This is a genomic window from Plasticicumulans lactativorans (assembly GCF_004341245.1).
Classification (GTDB): domain Bacteria; phylum Pseudomonadota; class Gammaproteobacteria; order Competibacterales; family Competibacteraceae; genus Plasticicumulans_A; species Plasticicumulans_A lactativorans.
In genome coordinates, this window is record NZ_SLWY01000027.1 from 1 (window position 1) to 21,086 (window position 21,086).

Sequence of the window (21,086 nt, forward strand, 5' to 3'; positions counted from 1 at the left end):
GGTATCGGGTTTGGGGCACCGGCCGCCACACGCAGGCGCATGGACGAGGGAAGGCCCTCCCCGCGTCCATGCGCACAGTGAACACTCCACTATCGCCATCTCGAAGATACAAGGCGGTGGGCCTGCCGGGGCGGGATGCCGTGGCCAGCCGGCGTTGTTGCCTCGATCCCGGCGCCCCCCTTGACCGCGTGGTGGAAGGCGCGGTCGACTGCTGTGGCGTCTCTGCCGGCGGTGTGCCCGCCTCACCCTCGCCTCCGCAGGTACTACCCCTGCGAACGTGGCCGGAGCCGGACCCGGGGCGGGCGGTGCCATCCTCGGGGCAATGGCAGTCGTGCCCGTCATCGCGCTGCTCCCGGCCACACTCCTTTTCGCATACGCCGTCAGGGCTATCCGCAGCGAAATGCCGTGGTCTCGTTGAACTCAGAGGATCAGGCAATGCTTTGCGGCATTCCGGAAAGTGGTCCGCGGTGAAACGCCATGGCTTTATTGAAGCGACAATGGCGTGTTGCTCGCCAACGCGGCCTAGACGGGGGGCGCGGCAAAACGCCGCGGCTTCATTGAGACCGGAGGATCGGGCAATTCGATGTAATGCCCGGGCATGTTATCCACGGTGAGGCATCATCGCGTGTACGGCTCGCCGCTCCAATGATGAAGATCACTTCCATTGGCATCATGGGCGGATACGGGATTGACCCACGCGTAAATCGATGGGGCCCCGATGCCCGCGGCGGGCGGTGCCGGGGCGCGGTGGGTGAGGCTATTTTATCTTTTATTATCAATATTTTATGATTTAATAAGCGAAGCCGTGACATGACGTGGTGTATTCGTGTCGACAGCTTGTGTTTTCCTCTCGTATTTGCAGTGCGCACAGCCCGGTGCGGGCCACCGGCCGGTTGGCGCTTTCTGTTACGTGGCGATTGCTGGACGGTTTCCGAATGAAATATGGGGCCGTGGGCGGTCGTCTATACTCCGGCGCGGCCCACCGCTGCCGGTGGCCGAAGTCTGAAACTATACCAACGGTTTAGCCGACGATCGCCGGTCCGCACGCGGGCCGGGTGTTTACCGTCGGTAACAGCCGGAAATATGCCGATGGAGGTAGCAAGCGAATGGCCGGTGTGAGTCCAGCATTGTCGATGCGGAGCGGGAGCGCACAAGCGGCGGGGGCGAATTACCGCACGCCCCTGATCGTCCTGACCTCCCTGTTTTTCATGTGGGGCTTCATCACGTCCCTGAATGACATCCTCATTCCTCATCTGCGGGCCGTCTTCACGTTGAGTTACGTGCAGGCGATGATGATCCAGTTCTGCTTCTTCGTTGCCTACCTGGTGATGTCGTTCCCGGCCGGCTTCCTGGTGGAGAAGCTCGGCTACAAGCAGGGCATCGTGATCGGGCTGACGACGGCGGGCATCGGCTGCCTGCTGTTCTACCCGGCGGCGGGGCAGGCGTCGTACGTGTTCTTCCTCGGCGCGCTGTTCGTGCTGGCGTCGGGCATCACGTTGCTGCAGGTGTCGGCGAACCCCTACGTGGCGATCCTCGGGCAGCCGGAGACGGCGTCGAGCCGCCTGAACCTGACGCAGGCGTTCAATTCGCTCGGCACCACGCTGGCGCCGTTCTTCGGCTCGCTGGTGATCCTGTCGGTCGCCACCAGGCCGGCGGGCGAGATGTCGCCGGCGGATGCGGCGGCGCATGCCGCCGCCGAGGCCGCCGCGGTGCAGGTGCCGTACATCGGGCTCGCGCTGGTGCTGTTCGCGATCGCGGTGGTCATCGCGCTGTTCAAGCTGCCGAAGGTGGAAGAGCCCGAGATGCCCACCGAGGTGCCGGAAGGTGGGAAGGCCGTCTACCACACCCACGAGAACGTGTGGGCGTACCGGCACCTGGTGCTCGGTGCGGTCGGCATCTTCGTCTACGTGGGTGCGGAGGTGTCGATCGGCAGCTTCCTGGTCAACTTCATGGGGCAGCCGGAGATCGCCGGGCTGCGTGAGGTGGACGCTGCCAAGTACCTGTCGATCTACTGGGGCGGGGCGATGGTCGGGCGCTTCATCGGTGCGGCGCTGCTGACCCGGGTGCGGCCGGGTTACCTGCTGGCGTTCAACGCCTTCGTCGTCACCGCGCTGCTGCTGGTGGCGATGCTGGTTGCCGGCAAGACGGCGATGTGGGCGCTGCTGCTGATCGGGCTGTTCAACTCGATCATGTTCCCGACGATCTTCACGCTGGCGATCGAGGGGCTGGGCAAGCACACCGGCGAGGGCTCGGGCGTGCTGTGCATGGCGATCGTCGGCGGTGCGATCGTGCCGGTGATCCAGGGCTTCTTCGCCGATCACCTCGGTCTGCTGATGTCGTTCTTCATCCCCGTGGTCTGCTACCTGTACATCGCCTACTACGGTCTGAAGGGGCACTACGCCGACTTCACGCCCAACTGAGCCCGCACACTGACGCGACGCGATCCGGGCCCGCCCCGTCGCCCCGGCAGCCGCCGGGCGGGGGGGCGGGCCCGTTGCGTCAGAGCGCTTCCGAGGCGAAGTCGGCGAGGCGCGAGCGCTCGCCGCGCAGCAGGGTGACGTGGCCGCCGTGCGGCCAGCCCTTGAAGCGGTCGACGACGTAGGTCAGCCCGGAGGTGGTCTCGGACAGGTAGGGGGTGTCGATCTGGGCGATGTTGCCGAGGCAGACGACCTTGGTGCCGGGGCCGGCGCGGGTGATCAGGGTCTTCATCTGCTTCGAGGTGAGGTTCTGCGCCTCGTCGATGATCAGGTACTTGGACTGGAAGGTGCGCCCGCGCATGAAGTTGAGGCTGCGGATCTTGATGCGCTGCGACAGCAGGTCGCCGGTGGCCAGGCGCCCCCATTCGCCGGTGCCGCTGTCGCGGGTGTTGGCGAGCACTTCGAGGTTGTCCATCAGCGCGCCCATCCAGGGCGTCATCTTTTCCTCCTCGGTGCCGGGCAGGAAGCCGATGTCCTCGCCGACGGGCACCGTGACGCGGGTCATGATGATCTCGCGGTAGCGGTTCTGGTCGAGCGCCAGCGTCAGGCCGGCGGCGAGCGCGAGCAGGGTCTTGCCGGTGCCGGCGGCGCCGAGCAGGGTGACGAAGTCGATCTCCGGGTCCATCAGCAGGTTGAGGGCGAAGTTCTGCTCGCGGTTGCGCGCGGCGATGCCCCACACGGCGCGGCCCGGGGCGAGGTAGTCGCGCACCAGCTCGATCACCGCGCCGCGCGGTTCGAGCCGGCGCACCACGTAGGTGTGGCTGGCGTCGCCGCTCTGGCTCAGGAACTGGTTGACGTGCCAGTGCGCGACCTCGGGGCCCTGCACGCGGTAGAAGGTGCGCCCGGAGTCCTGCCATGACTCCATCGCCTTGGAGTGCGCGTCCCAGAAGTTGGGGGCGAGCTCGCGCACGCCGCTGTAGAGCAGGTCGATGTCGTCGAGCGCCTGGTCGTTGCGGTAGTCCTCGGCGTGGATGCCGAGGATGGTCGCCTTGATGCGCAGGTTGATGTCCTTCGACACCAGCGTCACGCGCGCGCTGGGGTGCTCCTGCTGCAGCTGGATGGCGTAGTTCAGGATGTCGTTGTCGGGCACGTTGCCGGGCAGCGGCATCGGCACCGGGCCGCTCAGCGGGCGGGTCTGGAAGAACAGGCGCCCGCTCGGCACGGCGGCGGGGCCGAGGTTGAGCGGCGTCGGCAGCGGCAGGCCGGCGTCGATCTCCTCCTTGTTGGCGCCGAGCATCAGTTCGTCGAGGAAGCGGCTCACCTGGCGCACGTTGTGCGCGACTTCCGACATGCCCTTCTTGGCGCGGTCGAGTTCTTCGAGCACCACCATCGGCAGGTGGATGTCGTGCTCCTTGAACCGGTACAGCGCGGTGGGATCGTGCATCAGCACGTTGGTGTCGAGCACGAACAAGCGTCTGCCGGTGTCGGGTTTCTTCTTCCTGGCCATGTGTGCCCCTGGCGGTGAGCGTGCGGGTGTGGGGCGGGCCGGAGGCTCCCCGGCCCGCACGGGACCGAGGGTAGCGCCGCCGCCGCGGGCGGCGCCAGAGACGGCCGTCAGGCGAGGGCGCGGACGGCGGCGAGGACTTCCTGCGCGTGGCCTTCGGCCCTGACCTTGCGCCACTCCTGGCGCAGCACGCCGGCGCGGTCGATCAGGAAGGTGCTGCGTTCGACGCCGACCACGTCCTTGCCGTACATCTTCTTCGACTTGATGACGTCGAACAGCCGGCACAGGGCTTCGTCGGTGTCACTGATCAGGTCGAACGGGAAGCACTCGGTGGTGCGGAACTTCTCGTGCGACTTCACGCTGTCGCGCGAGACGCCGAGGACGACGGCCTCGGCCTGCTCGAAGTCGGCGTGCAGGTCGCGGAACTCGCGCCCCTCGGTGGTGCAGCCGGGGGTGGCGTCCTTCGGGTAGAAGTACAGCACCACGTGGGCGCCGCGCAGCTCGCTCAGGTGGATGCTCTTGCCGCCGGTGGCGACGGCGCTGAAGTCGGGGACGGGCTGACCGATGCAGGGTGTGTCCATGGGCCTCTCCTGTACGTTTGCGCGGTGGGTCGACCCGCGCACTGACCGGCTCAACCCTTGACCGGTTCCATCACCGCATCGAGGTTGAGATCGTCACAGAAGTCGAGGAACTCGTCGCGCAGCAGGCCGATGTGCATGTTGGCGGGGACGCCGATCGCCATGTTCACCGAGAACATCGCCGCACCGGTGTGGGGGGCGGTGTAGCTGCGGGTGACCAGTTCCTCGATGTTGATGCTGCGCGAGGCGAAGAAGCCGGCGAGGGAGTTGACGATCCCCGGCTGTTCGAGCGCGATCACCTCGACCGCGTAGGGCAGGGCGTCGTCGCCGGCCTTGCGCGGCCCGGTGCGCTTCAGCGTCAGGGTGAGCCCGAGCGACGGTTCGGCCTTGCGCAGCTGCGCCTCGAGCTTCGCCAGCGTGTTCCAGTTGCCGCGCACCATCAGCATCGCGACGCATTCCTGCCCGAGCACGTTGATGTGGCTGTCATGGACGCTGCAGCCGGCATCGAGGATGACCCGGCTCAGGTCGTGCAGCAGGCCGGGGCGGTCTTCGCCCATGGCGCATATGACGAGGAAGTTCTTCACGGGGTTCTTAAGGTCCGGACAGGCGGCCGCCTGCGGGTGGCCGAGGGAAAAATGGGGCGAGAGTGTACATGAGCGGCGGCCGTGGCGAACATGGGCGGGGGCGGCGCGCCTTGTCATCCCCGGTGGCCCCACGTACCATGCCGCGACTTTTCTCCCGGAGAACCGAGCGCATGTTCCACGGCAGCATGGTCGCGCTGATCACCCCGATGAAGGAGGACGGTGCCCTCGATTTCGAAGCCTTGACGCGGCTCGTGGAATTCCACATCGAGAACGGCACCGACGCGCTCGTCGCCGTGGGTACCACCGGCGAGTCCGCCACCCTCGACTACGACGAGCACATCGACGTGGTGCGGCGCGTGGTCAAGCAGGTCGGCGGGCGCGTGCCGGTGATCGCCGGGACCGGGGCCAACAGCACCGCCGAGGCGATCACGCTGACCCGGCGGGCGATGGAAGCCGGCGTCGACGGCTGCCTGCTGGTGGTGCCGTACTACAACAAGCCCACCCAGGAAGGCCTGTACCGCCACTACCGCGCGATCGCCGAGGCGGTGCCGGTGCCGCAGATCCTCTACAACGTGCCGGGGCGCACCGCCTGCGACATGCAGGTCGACACCGTCGCGCGGCTCGCCGACATCCCCAACATCGTCGGCCTGAAGGAAGCCAGCGGCAGCCTGGAGCGCAACCGCCAGCTCGTCGAGAGCGTGGGCGCGCGGATCGACCTCTTCAGCGGCGACGACGACATCGCCTGCGAGAGCATGCTCAACGGCTTCAAGGGCGTGATCTCGGTCACCGCCAACGTCGCTCCGCGCGCGATGCACGAGATGTGCAAGGCGGCGCTGGACGGCGATCGCGCGACCGCCGAGGCGATCGACGCCGATCTGCGCGGCCTGCACAAAACGCTGTTCATCGAATCCAATCCCATCCCCGCGAAGTGGGCGGTGGCCGAACTCGGTCTGATCGCCGGCGGCATCCGCCTGCCGCTGACGCCGCTCTCCACGGGGTGCCAGGAGGCCGTGCGCCAGGCGATGCACCAAGCCCACGTGATCTGAACTCCCCCTACGCGAAGCCACGACACCATGCGTTTGCCCCTTCCTTTCGTGCGGGCCGCCGCCGTCGCTTCGGCGCTCGGTCTGCTCGCGGCGTGTTCCTCCACGGACTCGGTCCTGCCCGACCGGCGCGCCGATTACCGCCAGGCGAAGCCCGGCGCGCAACTCGAACTCCCGCCCGACCTGACCACCTCGACCATCGACGACACCCTGAAGGTGCCCGAGCTGTCCCCTTCGGGGCAGGCGAGCCTGTCGGACTATTCGCGTGAGCGCAGTACGGCCGCCGGCGGCGTGCCGCGCGCGGCCAACGTCGAGAAGGTGCTGGCGCAGCCCGACGGCATGCGCATCGAGCGTGAGGGCGAACGGCGCTGGCTGGTGCTGAAGGCCGCGCCCGAGCAGGTGTGGCCGAAGGTCAAGGAGTTCTGGACCAGCAACGGCTTCCTGATCAAGCGCGAGGACCCGCGCATCGGCCTGCTCGAAACCGACTGGGCCGAGAACCGCGCCGACATCCCCAAGGACGCCGTGCGCGCGGTGATCGGCAAGGTGCTCGACTTCGCCTACTCGGCGCCCACCCGCGACAAGTTCCGCGTGCGTATCGAGCGCGGTCGCGGCGACACCGAGCTGTACCTGACGCACTACGGCGCCAAGGAAGTCTCGCGCGGCAAGGACGCGGAGACCACGGTGTGGGAGCCGCGCCCGGAGGATCCGGAACTCGAAGCCGAAATGCTGAGCCGGCTGATGGTCTTCCTCGGTGCCGACCAGGATCGCGCGCGTCAGTCGGTGGCGGCGGCGGGCGTGCCGGTGAGCAAGGCGCAGATCGTCACCCGCGACGGCGTCAGCGGCGTGCTGATCAACGACATCTACGACCGCGCCTGGCGCCTGGTGGGGCTCGCGCTCGACGGCAGCGAGTTCGCGGTCGAGGACCAGAACCGCAGCCAGGGCCTGTACGCGGTCGAGCAGGTCAAGCGCGACTCCGCCGAGACGGCGAGCAAGGGCTGGTTCTCCGGCCTGTTCGGCAGCAGCAGCGCGCCGGAGCCGCGCGGCACCCGCCTCAACGTGCGCCTCGCCGACCAGGGCGCGCAGACCTTCGTCGTGGTGCAGAACGCCAGCGGCGCGATCGACACCTCGCCCGCCGCGCGCAGCCTGCTCGAAGCGCTGGTCGCGGGTATCCGCTAGCGCGACGCGCGGCCCCTGCCCACCCCTCGCGCAGGCCGGCGCTCACCCCGCCGGCCTGCGCATTTTGCCGCATGCGCATCCGTCGCCTCCCTCCCGAACTGATCAACCAGATCGCCGCCGGCGAGGTCGTCGAGCGCCCGGCCTCGGTGCTCAAGGAACTGCTCGAAAACAGCCTCGACGCCGGCTGCACGCGCATCGAGGTCGAGGTGGAGCAGGGCGGGGTGCGCCTGATCCGCGTGCGCGACGACGGTGGCGGCATCGCCCGCGAGGACCTGGCGGCCGCGCTGTCGAGCCACTCGACCAGCAAGATCGCGAGCTTCGACGACCTCGTGCACGTCGCCAGCCTGGGCTTTCGCGGCGAGGCGCTGCCGAGCATCGCCTCGGTGTCGCGGCTGACGCTGACCTCGCGCACCGCCGGCGAGGCGAGCGGCTGGCGCCTCGCGGGTGACGGCCGCGAAACCCCGTGCGTACCGGAGCCCGCTGCGCATCCGCCCGGCACCACGGTCGAGGTGCGCGACCTGTTCTACAACACGCCGGCCCGGCGCAAGTTCCTCAAGTCCGAGCGCACCGAGTTCGCCCACCTCGACGAGGCGCTGCGGCGCATCGCGCTGGCGCGCGCCGACGTGGCACTGACGCTGTCCCACAACGGTCGCGCGCTGCTGCGCCTGCCGGCGGCGAGCGAGCGCAGCGGCGAGGAGCGGCGCATCGCCGAACTCTGCGGCGCCGATTTCATCGCGCAGGCGCTGCACCTCGACCAGCAGGCCGCCGGCCTGCGCCTGCGCGGCTGGGTCGGCCTGCCGACCGCGAGCCGCGCCCAGGCCGATGCGCAGTACTTCTTCGTCAACGGCCGCGCCGTGCGCGACCGGCTGGTGGCGCACGCGGTGCGCCAAGCCTACCAGGACGTGCTGTTCCACGGCCGCCACCCGGCCTTCGTGCTGTTCCTGGCGCTCGACCCGGCGCTGGTCGACGTCAATGCGCACCCAGCCAAGCACGAGGTCCGCTTCCGCGAGGCGCGGCTGGTGCACGATTTCCTCTTCCGCACCCTGCACGAGGTGCTGGCGACGACCCGGCCGGGCAGCGCTGCGACCGCGCCGCTGCCGGCCGTGCCGTCGCCTGCCGCGATGGCCGAGGCGCCCGCCGCGGCCGCAGGGGCCGCGGTGCCGGCGTGGCGGCCGTCGCCGGCGTCGCAGCAGCGCCTCGGCCTCGACGTGCGCGAGAGCGTCGCGGCCTACGCACGCCTGCATCCGCCGGTCGCCGCGGCGGAGCCGGCCACGGTTGCCGCGGCCGACGGCGAGGTGCCGCCGCTCGGTTACGCGCTCGCCCAGCTGCACGGCATCTACATCCTCGCCGAGAACGCCACCGGGCTGGTGCTGGTGGACATGCACGCCGCCCACGAGCGCATCACCTACGAGCGCCTGAAGCAGGCGCACGCCGCCGAGGGCATCCGCGCGCAACCGCTGCTGGTGCCGCACGTGTTCGCCGCGAGCGCGCGCGAGGTCGACGTCGTGGAGACCGCGGCGGCGGCCCTGGCCGAGTTCGGGCTGGAGCTCGCGGTGCTCGGCCCGGAGCGCGTGGTGGTGCGCCAGCTGCCGGCGATCCTCGCCGGCGCCGACCCCGAGGCGCTGGTCCGCGCGGTGCTGGCCGACCTGATCGAGCACGGCGCGAGCCGGCGCGTCGGTGAGGCGATCGACGAACTGCTCGCGACCTTCGCCTGCCACGGCGCGGTGCGTGCCAACCGGCGCCTGACGCTCGCGGAGATGAACGCCCTGCTGCGCGACATGGAGCGCACCGCGCGCGCCGACCAGTGCAACCACGGCCGCCCGACCTGGGTGCAGCTCGGCCTCGGCGAGCTCGACCGCCTGTTCCTGCGCGGGCGCTGATGGCGATGAGCGCTCCGCATCCCGCCGTCGTCTGTCTGATGGGGCCGACCGCCTGCGGCAAGACCGACCTCGCGGTCGAGCTGGTGCGGCGCGGGCCGTTCGAGATCGTCAGCGTCGATTCGGCGCTGGTCTACCGCGGCATGGACATCGGCACCGCCAAGCCCGATGCCGCCACCCTCGCGCGGGCGCCGCACCGGCTGATCGACCTGCTCGATCCGGCCGAGCGCTACTCGGCGGGGCGCTTTCGCGCCGATGCCCTGCAGGCGATCGACGAGATCATCGCCGCCGGGCGCATCCCGCTGCTGGTCGGTGGCACGCTGCTCTACTTTCGCGCGCTGATGCACGGCCTCGCCGCGCTGCCGACGGCCGACGCCGCGCTGCGCGCGCGGCTCGCCGCGGACTTCGCCGCGCACGGTGCACCGGCGCTGCACGCGCGGCTGGCGCAGGTCGATCCGCACGCCGCGGCGCGCATCCACCCGCACGACGTGCAGCGCATCGGCCGCGCGCTGGAGGTCTACGAGCTCACCGGCACCGCCCTCAGCGAGCAGTGGCAGACCGCCCGCGGCGAGGTGCCGGCGTTGCGCTGGGTGTGCTTCGCACTGGCGCCACCGGCGCGCGAGACCCTGCACGCGCGCATCGAGCGGCGCTTCGACCACATGCTCGAAGCGGGCTTCGTCGCCGAGGTCGAGCGCCTGCGCGCGCGCGGCGATCTGCACCCGGACCTGCCGTCGATGCGCGCCGTCGGCTATCGGCAGGTATGGGAGCATCTCGACGGCTTGACGGACCGTGCCGCGATGAGGCAGCGTGCCCTTGCTGCGACACGGCAATTTGCGAAGCGGCAGCTCACCTGGCTGCGCGCTGAGCGGCAGGCAATCTGGCTGGATAGCCAAGCTCCGGCACTTCTGAGGAACGTCTTTGAACGGTTGCGTTCTGAGGGGATTGTGCCGGGATGATCCGGGGCTGCGTGCTACACTGCGGCGCGGCCGGATTGCACGGATCGGCGAACATGGCGAGTCGATCTCAATGAATCTAATGAACTCAGGAGCAGTCCACATGGCAAAAGGCCACTCCCTTCAGGAACCGTTCCTCAATGCCTTGCGCAAGGAACGGATTCCGGTCTCCATCTACCTGGTCAACGGCATCAAGCTGCAGGGACAGATCGAGTCCTTCGACCAGTTCGTCGTGCTGCTGAAGAACAGCGTCAGCCAGATGATCTACAAGCACGCCATTTCGACCGTGGTGCCGGCGCGCAACGTGCGTCTGCATCTCGGCGACGATGCCAACGAGCACGGCGACGACATCTGAACACCGCGGCATCAGGCATGAGCGAGGAGCGCTGCGGTGTTTGAGCGCCCCCGGGCCGGGGAGCGCGCGATCCTGGTACACGTCGCGGTGAATGCCGACATCGAGCCGCGGGCCCTCGCCGAGTTCGAGGAGCTCGCGGCTTCGGCGGGTGCCGACGTGCTGGCCGTGATCACGGGCTCGCGGCGCGCGCCCGATGCACGCTACTTCGTGGGCAGCGGCAAGGCCGAGGAGATCCGCGACCGCGTGGCGGCCGAGGGCGCCGAACTGGTGATCTTCGACCACGAGCTGTCGCCGAGCCAGGAGCGCAACCTCGAAGCCCTGCTGCAGTGCCGCGTGCTCGACCGCTCGGGGCTGATCCTCGACATCTTCGCGCAGCGCGCGCGCAGCTTCGAAGGCAAACTGCAGGTGGAGCTCGCGCAGCTCGAGCACATGGCCACGCGCCTGGTGCGCGGCTGGACCCACCTGGAACGGCAGAAGGGCGGCATCGGCCTGCGCGGTCCCGGCGAGACCCAGCTCGAAACCGACCGCCGACTGCTCGCCGAGCGCATCCGCCAGCTCAAGCGCCGCCTCGCCAAGGTCGGCCGCCAGCGCGACCAGGGCCGGCAGTCGCGGCGCAAGGCCGACCGGCCGACGGTATCGCTGGTGGGGTACACCAACGCCGGCAAGTCGACGCTGTTCAATGCGCTGACCGGCGCCGAGGTGTATGCCGCCGACCAGCTGTTCGCGACCCTCGATCCGACGCTGCGCCGGCTCGACCTGCCCAATGCCGAGCCGGTGGTGATCGCCGACACGGTGGGCTTCATCGCGCGCCTGCCGCACGAGCTGGTGGCGGCGTTCCGTTCGACGCTGGAGGAAACCATCGAGGCGAGCCTGCTGCTGCACGTCATCGATGCGGCCGACCCGGCGCGTGAGGAGCTCGCCGGCGAGGTGGAGCGGGTGCTCGGCGAGATCGGCGCGGACGCAGTGCCGCGGCTGCTCGTGTACAACAAGATCGACCTGCTCGAAGGCGCCCAGGCGCGCGTCGACCGCGACGCCGGCGGACGGCCGCTGGCGGTGTGGGCGTCGGCGACGACCGGCGCCGGCCTCGACGCCCTGCGCGGCGCCATCGCCGAACTGCTGCGCAGCGACACCCTGCGCGGCTGGCTCGAACTCGGGCCGGAACAGGCGCGCCTGCGCGCGCGTCTGTTCGACATCGGCGCGGTGGTGAACGAACAGGTGAACCCGGACGGACACTGGCGACTCGAAGTCAGCGCCTCGCGCAAACACCTGCGTCAACTGGGTCAGCTGGAAGGCCTGGGCGAGGACTGGATGAAAGCAGCGGGCTCTTGAGCCCGCCCGCGACGATCGCGACGCGGCGCCCGATCCTCGGGCACGCCGCCTCTCTGCTGGAGTGAGACATGGCCTGGAATGAACCGGGTGGGAACAACCGTGACCCGTGGGGCGGCGGCGGCCGTGACCCCGGGCCGCCGGATCTGGATGAAGTGGTGCGCAAGCTCAGCGACCAGTTGCGCGGGCTGTTCGGTCAGCGGCGCAGCGGCATGGGCGACGGCGGCGAGGGCGGCGGCGACGGGCCGCGGCGTCCGCCGCGGCTGCTGCTCGGCCTGCTCGCCGGCGGCGCCCTGGTGCTGTGGGCGGGGGTGGGCAGCTTCTACATCGTCGACGAAGGCAGGCGCGGCGTGGTGCAGCGTTTCGGCCGCTACGCCGAGACCACGCAGCCGGGCCTGCGCTGGCACCTGCCGTACCCGCTCGAAAGCGTGCAGATCGTCGACATCGAGCAGATCCGCAGCGAGGAGATCGGCTACCGCGCCGGCGGCCGCCAGCCGGCCGCGCGCTCGGTGCCCAAGGAAGCGCTGATGCTGACCCAGGACGAGAACATCATCGACCTGCGTCTCGCCGTGCAGTATCAGGTGGCGGACCCGCGGGCCTTCCTGTTCCGCGTCGTCGAGCCGGACGTCACGCTGCGCCAGGCCGTCGAGAGCGCGACGCGCGAGGTGGTCGGCCGCAGTTCGATGGACTTCGTGCTCACCGAGGGGCGCAGCGACATCGTTGCGCAGATCCGCCAGCTCGCGCAGGCGGTGCTCGACCAGTACCAGACCGGCCTGCGCATCAACAGCGTCAACCTGCAGGACGCGCAGCCGCCCGAGGACGTGCAGGAAGCCTTCGCCGACGCCATCAAGGCGCGCGAGGACGAGCAGCGGCAGAAGAACGAAGCCGAGGCCTACGCCAACGAGGTGCTGCCGCGGGCCCGTGGCCAGGCGGCGCGGCGGCTGCAGGAGGCCGAGGCCTACCGCGCACAGGTCGTGTCGCAGGCCGAGGGCGAGGCCGCCCGCTTCGCGCAGATCCTCGAGCAGTACCAGAAGGCCCCCGACATCACCCGCCAGCGGCTCTACCTCGACACCATGCAGACGGTGCTCGGCGAAAGCGCGAAGGTGCTGGTCGACGTCAGCGGCGGCAACAACCTGATGGTGCTGCCGCTGGACAAGCTGCTCGCGCCGGGCGCGCGCAGTGAAGGCCCGGCCGAGACCGGAGGCGCTGCGTCGGGCACCGACATCCCGAACGCCGGCGGGGTCGGTTCCGGCCCGGCTGGCGATCCCGGGCGGGCGCGCGATATCGGACGGACGCGGGAGGTGCGCTGATGGCTGCCAGACAGATAGTGATCGGGGGCGCCTTCGCGCTGGCGGCGCTGGCCTCGATGGCGGTGTTCACGGTCGACGAGACGCAGAAGGCGATCCGTTTCCGCCTGGGCGAGATCGTGCAGGCCGACTACACGCCGGGCCTGCACTTCAAGTTCCCGCTGATCAACAACGTGCGCAAGTTCGACGCGCGCATCCAGACGCTCGACACCGAGCCCGAGCGCCTGCTCACCGCCGAGAAGAAGAACCTGCTGGTCGATTCCTTCGTCAAGTGGCGCATCGCCGACGTCGGCCGGTTCTACACCGCGGTCGGTGGCGACCCGGCGGCGGCCAACGGCAAGCTCGACCAGATCACCAAGGACGGCATGCGCAGCGAGTTCTCCAAGCGTACCGTGCAGGACGTGGTCGCCGGCGACCGGCAGCAGATCATGGACACGCTGTCGACCACGGTGCGGCGCGAGGCGGCCAACCTCGGCATCGAGGTCGTCGACGTGCGCATCAAGCGCGTGGACCTGCCCGCTGACGTCAGCAGTTCGGTGTTCCGCCGGATGCGCGCCGAGCGCGAGCGCGTCGCCCGCGACTTCCGCTCGCGCGGCGGCGAGGCGGCCGAGCGCATCCGCGCCGATGCGGATCGCCAGAGCACGGTGCTGCTCGCCGAGGCCTACCGCGACGCCGAGCGCGTGCGCGGTGAAGGCGATGCCCAGGCGAGCGCGATCTACGCCGAGGCCTACGGACGCGATCCGGCCTTCTACGCCTTCTATCGCAGCCTCGGCGCCTACCGGGCGAGCTTCTCCGGGCGTGGCGACGTGATGGTGCTGCAGCCCGATTCGGAGTTCTTCCAGTTCTTCAAGCAACCGCGCTGACAGGCGTCGGCACACCGCCCCCGGCGCGGCAGCGCGCGCGCCGGGGAGGCTTTTTTCGTTCGGAGAGGGGCATGTGGCAAGATTTCTGGGCCGCGCTGGGGCTGCTGCTCGTGCTCGAAGGCATCCTGCCGTTCCTGAGCCCGAGCGGCGCCCGCCGCGCGCTTGAGCAGGCGGCCCGCAGCAGCGATCGCACCCTGCGCCTGATCGGCCTGGCGAGCATGGGCGTCGGTGTCGTCGTGCTTTACCTGGTGCGCTGAGCTTTCCCCACCGGTACGCGCCGCCCGCGCCAGGGCGCGAGGCGCCGCCTTCCTCCACCCACCCGGCCGTGCCTCCGGCAGCGTGCCGCAACGGATGCCAAGCATGACCGTGCAAGACCGCTGGCTGCTCCCCGAGGGCATTGAGGAGATCCTGCCCCGCGACGCGCGTCGCCTCGAATGCCTGCGCCGCACCCTCGTCGATCTCTACGACCTGTGGGGTTACGAACTGGTGATGCCGCCGTTCATCGAGTTCCTCGATGCCCTGCTCACCGGCACCGGCCACGATCTGCAGCTGCAGACCTTCACCCTCACCGACCAGCTCAGCGGTCGCATGCTGGGGGTGCGGGCCGACATGACGCCGCAGGTCGCCCGCATCGACGCCCACCAACTCGCGCGTGAGCTGCCCAACCGGCTGTGCTACCTCGGCACGGTGCTGCGCACCCGCAGCGACGGCTTCGGCGGCTCGCGCAGCCCGCTGCAGGTCGGCGCCGAGCTGTACGGCCACGTCGGCATCGAGAGCGACCTCGAGGTCATCTCGCTGATGCTCGAAACGCTCGCCCGCGCCGGCGTCGCCGACGTGCACCTCGATCTCGGCCATGTCGGGCTGTTCCGCGCGCTCGCCGCCCAGGCCGGGCTCGATCGCGAGACCGAGCGCGAGCTGTTCGAGCGGACGCAGAAGAAGGCGCTGCCCGACATCCACGCGATGCTCGCCGGGGCGCTGCCGGCGCCGGCAGCGATGATGCTGCTGCGGCTGCCGGAGCTGAACGGCGGCATCGAGGTGATCGGCGAGGCGCGCAGCGTGCTCGCCGCCGGCGGCGAGCCGGTGATGGCCGCGCTCGAACACCTCGCCCGCACCGCCGAGGTGCTCGAACGGCGCTTCCCGGAGTTGCCGATCCATGTCGACCTGGCCGAGCTGCGCGGCTATCACTACCACACTGGGCTGGTGTTCGCCGCCTACGTGCCGGGGCAGGGCCAGGCGGTGGCGCGCGGCGGGCGTTACGACGGCATCGGCCGGGTGTTCGGGCGGGCGCGCCCCGCCACCGGTTTCAGCGCCGACCTCAAGACCCTGCTGGAACTGGGCGAATGCAGCGCGCTGGCACCGGCGGCGGTGTTCGCGCCGGCGAGCGACGAGCCCGCGCTGGAGGCGCGCGTGCGCGAACTGCGCGCCCAGGGTGTGCGGGTGATCCGCGCGCTGCCCGGCATGCCAGAGGATGCGCGCGGCCTCGGCTGCGAGGGGGGGCTGGTGCGGCACGGCGACGCCTGGGTGGTGGAGCCGATCGGCACCTGACGGACACGTGTAGGCCCCGGCTCCGCCGGGGCTTCGAACTGAACCTGATATCCAGTGGACGACGAGATGGGCAAGAACGTGGTCGTGATCGGCACCCAGTGGGGTGACGAGGGCAAAGGCAAGGTCGTCGATCTGCTCACCGAGCGCGCCGGTGCCGTGGTGCGCTTCCAGGGTGGGCACAACGCCGGCCACACGCTGGTGATCGGCGGCGAGAAGACGGTGCTGCACCTGATCCCCTCGGGCATCCTGCGCGAGGGCGTGGAGTGCCTGATCGGCAACGGCGTGGTGCTGTCGCCCGAAGCCCTGCTGACGGAGATCGACCGGCTCGAGGCGCGCGGCATCGCGGTCAGCGAGCGCCTGCGCATCAGCGAGGCCTGCCCGCTGATCCTGCCCTACCACGTGGCGCTCGATCAGGCGCGCGAGCGGGCGCGCGGCGACAAGGCGATCGGCACCACCGGCCGCGGCATCGGCCCGGCCTACGAGGACAAGGTCGCCCGGCGCGCGGTGCGCGTCGGCGACCTGTTCTGCACCGGGCGCCTGACCGAGAAGCTGCGCGAAGTGCTCGACCTGCACAACTTCACGCTGCAGCACTACTACAAGGTCGACCCGGTCGACTACGCCCGCACCTACGACCTGGCGCTGCAACTCGCCGAGCGCCTGGCGCCGATGGTCACCGACGTCACCTCGCGGCTGTTCTGGCACCGGACGCAGGGCCATCACCTGATGTTCGAGGGTGCGCAGGGGGCGCTGCTCGACGTCGACCACGGCACCTACCCCTACGTGACCTCGTCGAACACGACGGCCGGCGGCGCCGCGACCGGCACCGGCTTCGGGCCGCTGTACCTCGACTACGTGCTCGGCATCGCCAAGGCCTACACCACGCGCGTCGGCGGCGGGCCGTTCCCGACCGAGCTCGACGACGCCGTCGGCGAGCACCTGGGCAGCAAGGGCCACGAGTTCGGCGCCACCACCGGCCGCCGGCGCCGCTGCGGCTGGTTCGATGCGGTGGTGCTGCGCCGCTCGGTCCAGAACAACAGCATCAGCGGGCTGTGCGTGACCAAGCTCGACGTGCTCGACGGCCTCGAGACCATCAAGCTCTGCGTGGCCTACCGCTACGCCGGGCAGACGCTCGACGTGCCGCCGGTCGGTGCCGAGGCCTTCGCCGCCTGCGAGCCGGTCTACGAGGAGATGCCGGGCTGGCAGCAGCCGACCTTCGGCGTGACGCGCTACGAGGACCTGCCGGCGAATGCGCGCGCCTACCTCAAGCGCATCGAGGCGGTCACCGGGGTGCCGGTGGACATGATCTCGACCGGGCCCGACCGCGCCGAGACCATCGTGCTGCGCGATCCCTACGCCGGGTGAGCGGCGCCGCGGCGACGGTGACGGGGGTTGCGCCCGTCACCGCGGCGGGGCAGGGCGCAGAAACGAAAAAAGCTCCTCGCGGAGCTTTTTTGACGTTCGCGGCGCTGCACGCCGCGTCGAGATGGTGCCGGGAAGAGGACTCGAACCTCCACGGGTCGCCCCGCTAGTACCTGAAACTAGTGCGTCTACCAATTCCGCCATCCCGGCCCGGGCTGGCTGCACGCTCGATGGTGCCGAAGAGAGGACTCGAACCTCCACGGGTCGCCCCGCTAGTACCTGAAACTAGTGCGTCTACCAATTCCGCCACTTCGGCCCAGGCGTGCTCGAAAACGCTCGCGAAAACGCCGCTTTACAGGGGGTCCCCGCGAGTGGCGCGCACTATACGCAGGCCCCCGGAGGCTGTCAAACGCGCTGCCGGGCGCGCTTGGCACCGGCGCGCGGTGCAGGCTAAGGTGTCGGGGCCGGCGTCCGCCGGCCCCCGCCGCGAATGTTCCCCGATGACGTCACGATCCAAACGCCCCGCCTGGCACAAGCTCGATCCCCACTTCGAGCGCGAGAGCGAGAAATACGGCCGGGCCGCCCCGAGCCGGGAATTCATCCTCGACTATCTGCGCCAGCGCGCCGAGCCGCTCGACTGGGACAGCCTCTGCGCCGCCTGGGGCATCACCGACGAGTGGGAGGCCGACGCCCTGCAGCGCCGGCTGCGGGCGATGACGCGCGAAGGGCAACTGGTCTGCAACCGCCGTGGCGGCTACGGGCCGATCGCGAAGATGGACCTGGTGCGCGGGCGCGTGGTCGGGCACCCGGAGGGCTACGGCTTCCTGGTCGCCGACGAGGGCGGCGACGATCTCTACATCCCCCCGCACGAGATGCGCGCCCTGCTGCACGGCGACCGGGTGGTGATGTGCGTCACCGGCATCGACCGGCGCGGCCGGCGCGAAGGCAAGGTGGTCGAGATCATCGAGCGCAACACCCAGGTGGTGGTGGGGCGCTACGCCGAGGAGGGGGGGATCGGCTTCGTCACGCCTGACAGCCGGCGCCTGCCGCAGGACCTCATCGTGCCGCCCGACGGCCGCGGCGGGGCCAGGCCGGGGCAGATCGTGGTGGCCGAGCTGATCCAGCAGCCGACCCGCCACACCGCGCCGCTGGCGCGCGTGCGCGAGGTGCTGGGCGATCACATGGCGCCGGGCATGGAGGTGCGCATCGCGATCGTCAACCACGGCATCCCGACCGAGTTCCCGCCGGCGGCGCTCGCCGAGGCCGCGACCTTCGGCGCGAGCGTCGCCGAGGACGCCAAGGCCGGGCGCAAGGATCTGCGCAAGCTGCCGCTGGTGACCATCGACGGGATCTCCGCGCGCGACTTCGACGATGCGGTGTACTGCGAACATCGCGGCGACAACTGGCGCCTGTACGTGGCGATCGCCGACGTTTCGCACTACGTGCGCGCGGGTGCGGCGCTCGACCGCGAAGCCCTCGCGCGTGGCAACTCGGTGTATTTCCCCGACCGCGTGATCCCGATGCTGCCCGAGGCGCTGTCCAACGGGCTGTGTTCGCTGAACCCGGAAGTCGACCGTCTGTGCATGGTCTGCGAGATGACCATCGACACCGATGGCCAGATCATCCGCTCGCGTTTCCACGAAGCCGTGATGCGCTCGCATGCGCGGCTCACCTACGATGCCGTGGCGGCGATGCTGATGGAGGGCGATACGGGGCTGCGCGCGCAGTACGCCAGGCTCGTCCCGCATCTTGAGCGCCTGTACGGTCTCTACGAGATCCTGCGCCGGGCCCGCGAGCGGCGCGGCGCGATCGACTTCGAAACCCAGGAGACCGAGATCGAGTACGGCGCCGACCGCAAGATCGAGCGCATCGTGCCGTCACGCCGCAACGATGCGCACAAGATCATCGAGGAATGCATGATCGCGGCGAACGTGGCCACCGCGCGCTACCTCGAACGCAAGCGGATCCCGACGCTGTACCGGGTGCATGCCGGGCCGCGCGCCGAGAAGCTGGAGAAGCTGCGCGCCTTCCTCGCACCGCTGGGGCTCGCGCTCGGTGGCGGCGACGAACCCGCACCGGCGGACTTCGAGCGGCTGCTGAACACCGTGCGCGATCGTCCCGACGCCGAACTGATCCAGACCGTGATGCTGCGCTCGCTGTCGCAGGCGGTGTACAGCCCCGACAACAGCGGGCATTTCGGTCTCGCGCTCAAGGCCTACGCGCACTTCACGTCGCCGATCCGCCGCTACCCCGACCTGCTCGTGCACCGCGCGATCCGCCACCTGCTGCAGGGCGGCAAGGCCAAGGAGTTCGTCCACGCCGCGACGCAGATGGTCGAGTTCGGCGAGCAGTGCTCGATGACCGAACGGCGTGCCGACGACGCCGTGCGCGATGCGGTCGAGTGGCTGAAGTGCGAGTACATGCTCGACAAGGTGGGCGAGGAGTTCGACGGCACGGTGGCGGCGGTCACGGGCTTCGGCCTGTTCGTGGCGCTGCGCGAGGTCTACGTCGAAGGGCTGATCCACGTCACCAACCTGCCGAACGACTACTACCACTTCGATCCGGTCGGCCAGCGCCTGGCAGGCGAGCGCAGCGGGCGCAGCTTCCGCCTCGGCGACAGCGTGCGCGTGCGCGTGGCACGGGTGGATCTGGACGAACGCAAGATCGACTTCGAACCGATCGAGGTGCCGGCCGCCGCCGGTGCGGCGCCGGGACGGGGGCGACCGCGCGCGGCGGCGCGTCCGGACGTCGTCGTCGAGCCGCCCCCCAAGGCAGACAGGCGACGCAAGGACGCCGCGCCCGCCGCCGGGCACGAGCGCAAGGGCGGCAAGCACCGCCGGCGCCGCTGAGGGGCGTGCGATGACGGCGGTCGACACCGTGATCTACGGCCTGCACGCGGTCAGTGCCGTGCTGCGCCACGAACCCGAACGCATCGAATCCCTGTGGGTGGACCGCAAGCGCCACGACCAGCGCCTGCGCGAGGTGCTCGAACTCGCCGCCGCGCGCGGCCTCGCGGTGCAGCCGGCGGGGGCGACCGAACTCGACCGCCTGGCGAATGGTGCCCGCCATCAGGGCGTGGTCGCACGTTGCCACGCTGCTGCGGCGCGCGCCTGCGACGAGGACGCGCTGTTCGCGCTGCTCGATGGCCTCGCCGTGCCACCGCTGCTGCTCGTGCTCGACGGCGTGCAGGACCCGCACAACCTCGGTGCCTGCCTGCGCAGCGCGGAGGCCGCCGGCGTGCACGCCGTGATCGCCCCCAAGGACGCCGCAGCCGGCCTCACCCCGACCGTGCGCAAGGTCGCCTGCGGCGCCGCCGAGCGCGTGCCTTTCGTGCAGGTCACCAACCTCGCGCGCACGCTGCGCGAGTTCAAGGCACGGGGCCTCTGGCTGGTGGGCGCCGCCGGCGAGGCCGACGCCTGCCTGTTCGATCTCGACCTGCGCGGCCCGCTCGCGATCGTCCTCGGCGCCGAGGAGAAGGGCCTGCGCCGCCTCACGCGCGAAGCCTGCGACTACCTCGGGCGCATCCCGATGAGCGGTGGCGCCGAGAGCCTGAACGTGTCGGTCGCCACCGGCGTGTTCCTGTTCGAGGCGGTGCGCCAGCGGCGCTGAGCGCATCCGGCGGGCGCGCCGGGGGCGACCGACCGGCCCGTCGCGGAGCGGCCACCTCGCTTGTTCCGGCGCAGCCAAGCCCGTACACTGCCGCGCTTTTCCGGCCGCGAGGCCGTACTCCTTGCCTCACCGCCAACGGCGGGAGGCTGTCGCAATCCGTGAGGAGCATCGATGCGTCACTACGAAGTGGTATTCCTGGTCCATCCCGACCAGAGCGAACAGGTTCCGGCGATGATCGAGCGCTATCGCTCGATGATCGAAAGCGACGGCGGCGCGATCCACCGTCTCGAGGACTGGGGGCGCCGCCAGCTCGCCTACCCGATCAACAAGGTGCACAAGGCGCACTACGTGCTGATGAACATCGAGTGCAGCCAGGGCGTGCTCAACGAACTGCAGAGCGCGTTCCGCTTCAACGACGCGGTGCTGCGCAACCTGGTGATCAACCGCGAGGGGCCCGAGACCGAGCCTTCGCCGCTGGCCAAGTCGCGCGAGGGTCGCGAGGAGCGCAGCGAGCACCGCCGTGAAGAGGTGGCCGAAGAGGCCGAGGGCGACGACGACTGAGTCGTCGGCCCCGCACGCTCCCGTCCTGG

18 protein-coding genes and 2 tRNA genes are annotated in these 21,086 nt (G+C 70.1%); 15 read left to right on the forward strand and 5 right to left on the reverse strand.

Annotated features, from left to right (window positions below):
* The first annotated feature begins 1,106 nt into the window (after window positions 1-1,106).
* Window positions 1,107-2,420 (forward strand): L-fucose:H+ symporter permease, encoded by a 1,314-nt coding sequence (fucP, locus tag EV699_RS18175; RefSeq protein WP_132545482.1) that lies wholly within the window; start codon window positions 1,107-1,109, stop codon window positions 2,418-2,420.
* 79 nt (window positions 2,421-2,499) lie between these two features.
* Here fucP and EV699_RS18180 read toward each other — a convergent pair whose 3' ends face one another.
* The 3 genes from EV699_RS18180 to EV699_RS18190 all read right to left on the reverse strand — a co-directional run bounded on the left by EV699_RS18180 (window position 2,500) and on the right by EV699_RS18190 (window position 5,083).
* A complete protein-coding gene (locus tag EV699_RS18180) occupies window positions 2,500-3,924 on the reverse strand; it encodes a PhoH family protein (RefSeq protein WP_132545484.1) in 1,425 nt (474 codons plus the stop codon).
* A 107-nt stretch (window positions 3,925-4,031) separates the two neighbouring features.
* Complete coding sequence (locus EV699_RS18185; protein WP_132545486.1) at window positions 4,032-4,502, reverse strand: peroxiredoxin; 471 nt, start codon at window positions 4,500-4,502, stop codon at window positions 4,032-4,034.
* A gap of 50 nt (window positions 4,503-4,552) precedes the next feature.
* On the reverse strand, window positions 4,553-5,083 hold the full coding sequence (locus EV699_RS18190; protein WP_279389416.1) for a glycine cleavage system transcriptional repressor: 531 nt from the start codon (window positions 5,081-5,083) through the stop codon (window positions 4,553-4,555).
* Between the two features lie 170 nt (window positions 5,084-5,253).
* Between EV699_RS18190 and dapA the strand changes: the two genes are divergently transcribed.
* The 11 genes from dapA (at window position 5,254) to EV699_RS18245 (ending at window position 16,890) form a co-directional block, all read left to right on the forward strand.
* A complete protein-coding gene (gene dapA / locus EV699_RS18195; protein WP_132545490.1) occupies window positions 5,254-6,129 on the forward strand; it encodes a 4-hydroxy-tetrahydrodipicolinate synthase in 876 nt (291 codons plus the stop codon).
* Window positions 6,130-6,156: 27 nt separating this feature from the next.
* Window positions 6,157-7,302, forward strand: coding sequence for an outer membrane protein assembly factor BamC (bamC, locus tag EV699_RS18200; RefSeq protein WP_132545492.1), 1,146 nt, complete (start codon window positions 6,157-6,159; stop codon window positions 7,300-7,302).
* Window positions 7,303-7,373: 71 nt separating this feature from the next.
* The gene (gene mutL, locus EV699_RS18205; protein ID WP_132545494.1) at window positions 7,374-9,182 is read left to right on the forward strand and encodes a DNA mismatch repair endonuclease MutL; all 1,809 of its coding nucleotides are present in this window, start codon (window positions 7,374-7,376) and stop codon (window positions 9,180-9,182) included.
* Between the two features lie 5 nt (window positions 9,183-9,187).
* Complete coding sequence (gene miaA, locus EV699_RS18210) at window positions 9,188-10,135, forward strand: tRNA (adenosine(37)-N6)-dimethylallyltransferase MiaA (protein ID WP_132545496.1); 948 nt, start codon at window positions 9,188-9,190, stop codon at window positions 10,133-10,135.
* Window positions 10,136-10,235: 100 nt separating this feature from the next.
* The gene (gene hfq / locus EV699_RS18215) at window positions 10,236-10,487 is read left to right on the forward strand and encodes an RNA chaperone Hfq (protein ID WP_132545498.1); all 252 of its coding nucleotides are present in this window, start codon (window positions 10,236-10,238) and stop codon (window positions 10,485-10,487) included.
* 36 nt (window positions 10,488-10,523) lie between these two features.
* Window positions 10,524-11,816: a ribosome rescue GTPase HflX gene (gene hflX, locus EV699_RS18220; RefSeq protein WP_132545500.1), complete on the forward strand. Its 1,293-nt coding sequence runs from the start codon at window positions 10,524-10,526 to the stop codon at window positions 11,814-11,816.
* Window positions 11,817-11,884: 68 nt separating this feature from the next.
* The gene (gene hflK / locus EV699_RS18225; protein ID WP_132545502.1) at window positions 11,885-13,123 is read left to right on the forward strand and encodes an FtsH protease activity modulator HflK; all 1,239 of its coding nucleotides are present in this window, start codon (window positions 11,885-11,887) and stop codon (window positions 13,121-13,123) included.
* A complete protein-coding gene (hflC, locus tag EV699_RS18230; protein WP_132545504.1) occupies window positions 13,123-13,983 on the forward strand; it encodes a protease modulator HflC in 861 nt (286 codons plus the stop codon). The genes hflK and hflC overlap by 1 nt, the downstream gene beginning before the upstream one ends.
* Before the next feature lie 71 nt (window positions 13,984-14,054).
* Window positions 14,055-14,240, forward strand: coding sequence for a DUF2065 domain-containing protein (locus EV699_RS18235; RefSeq protein WP_132545506.1), 186 nt, complete (start codon window positions 14,055-14,057; stop codon window positions 14,238-14,240).
* A 103-nt stretch (window positions 14,241-14,343) separates the two neighbouring features.
* Window positions 14,344-15,528, forward strand: a complete 1,185-nt coding sequence (locus tag EV699_RS18240; RefSeq protein ID WP_132545508.1) for an ATP phosphoribosyltransferase regulatory subunit — start codon at window positions 14,344-14,346, stop codon at window positions 15,526-15,528.
* 66 nt (window positions 15,529-15,594) lie between these two features.
* Window positions 15,595-16,890, forward strand: a complete 1,296-nt coding sequence (locus tag EV699_RS18245) for an adenylosuccinate synthase (protein WP_132545510.1) — start codon at window positions 15,595-15,597, stop codon at window positions 16,888-16,890.
* Window positions 16,891-17,012: 122 nt separating this feature from the next.
* Here EV699_RS18245 and EV699_RS18250 read toward each other — a convergent pair.
* Window positions 17,013-17,097: transfer RNA gene (locus tag EV699_RS18250), tRNA-Leu, on the reverse strand.
* A 21-nt stretch (window positions 17,098-17,118) separates the two neighbouring features.
* A tRNA-Leu gene (locus EV699_RS18255) sits at window positions 17,119-17,203 on the reverse strand.
* Window positions 17,204-17,387: 184 nt separating this feature from the next.
* Here EV699_RS18255 and rnr point away from each other — a divergent pair.
* The 3 genes from rnr to rpsF all read left to right on the forward strand — a co-directional run bounded on the left by rnr (window position 17,388) and on the right by rpsF (window position 21,057).
* Window positions 17,388-19,736 (forward strand): ribonuclease R, encoded by a 2,349-nt coding sequence (gene rnr / locus EV699_RS18260; protein WP_132545512.1) that lies wholly within the window; start codon window positions 17,388-17,390, stop codon window positions 19,734-19,736.
* Between the two features lie 10 nt (window positions 19,737-19,746).
* Window positions 19,747-20,496, forward strand: coding sequence for a 23S rRNA (guanosine(2251)-2'-O)-methyltransferase RlmB (gene rlmB, locus EV699_RS18265; RefSeq protein WP_132545514.1), 750 nt, complete (start codon window positions 19,747-19,749; stop codon window positions 20,494-20,496).
* Window positions 20,497-20,667: 171 nt separating this feature from the next.
* Complete coding sequence (gene rpsF, locus EV699_RS18270) at window positions 20,668-21,057, forward strand: 30S ribosomal protein S6 (RefSeq protein WP_132545516.1); 390 nt, start codon at window positions 20,668-20,670, stop codon at window positions 21,055-21,057.
* Window positions 21,058-21,086 lie beyond the last annotated feature (29 nt).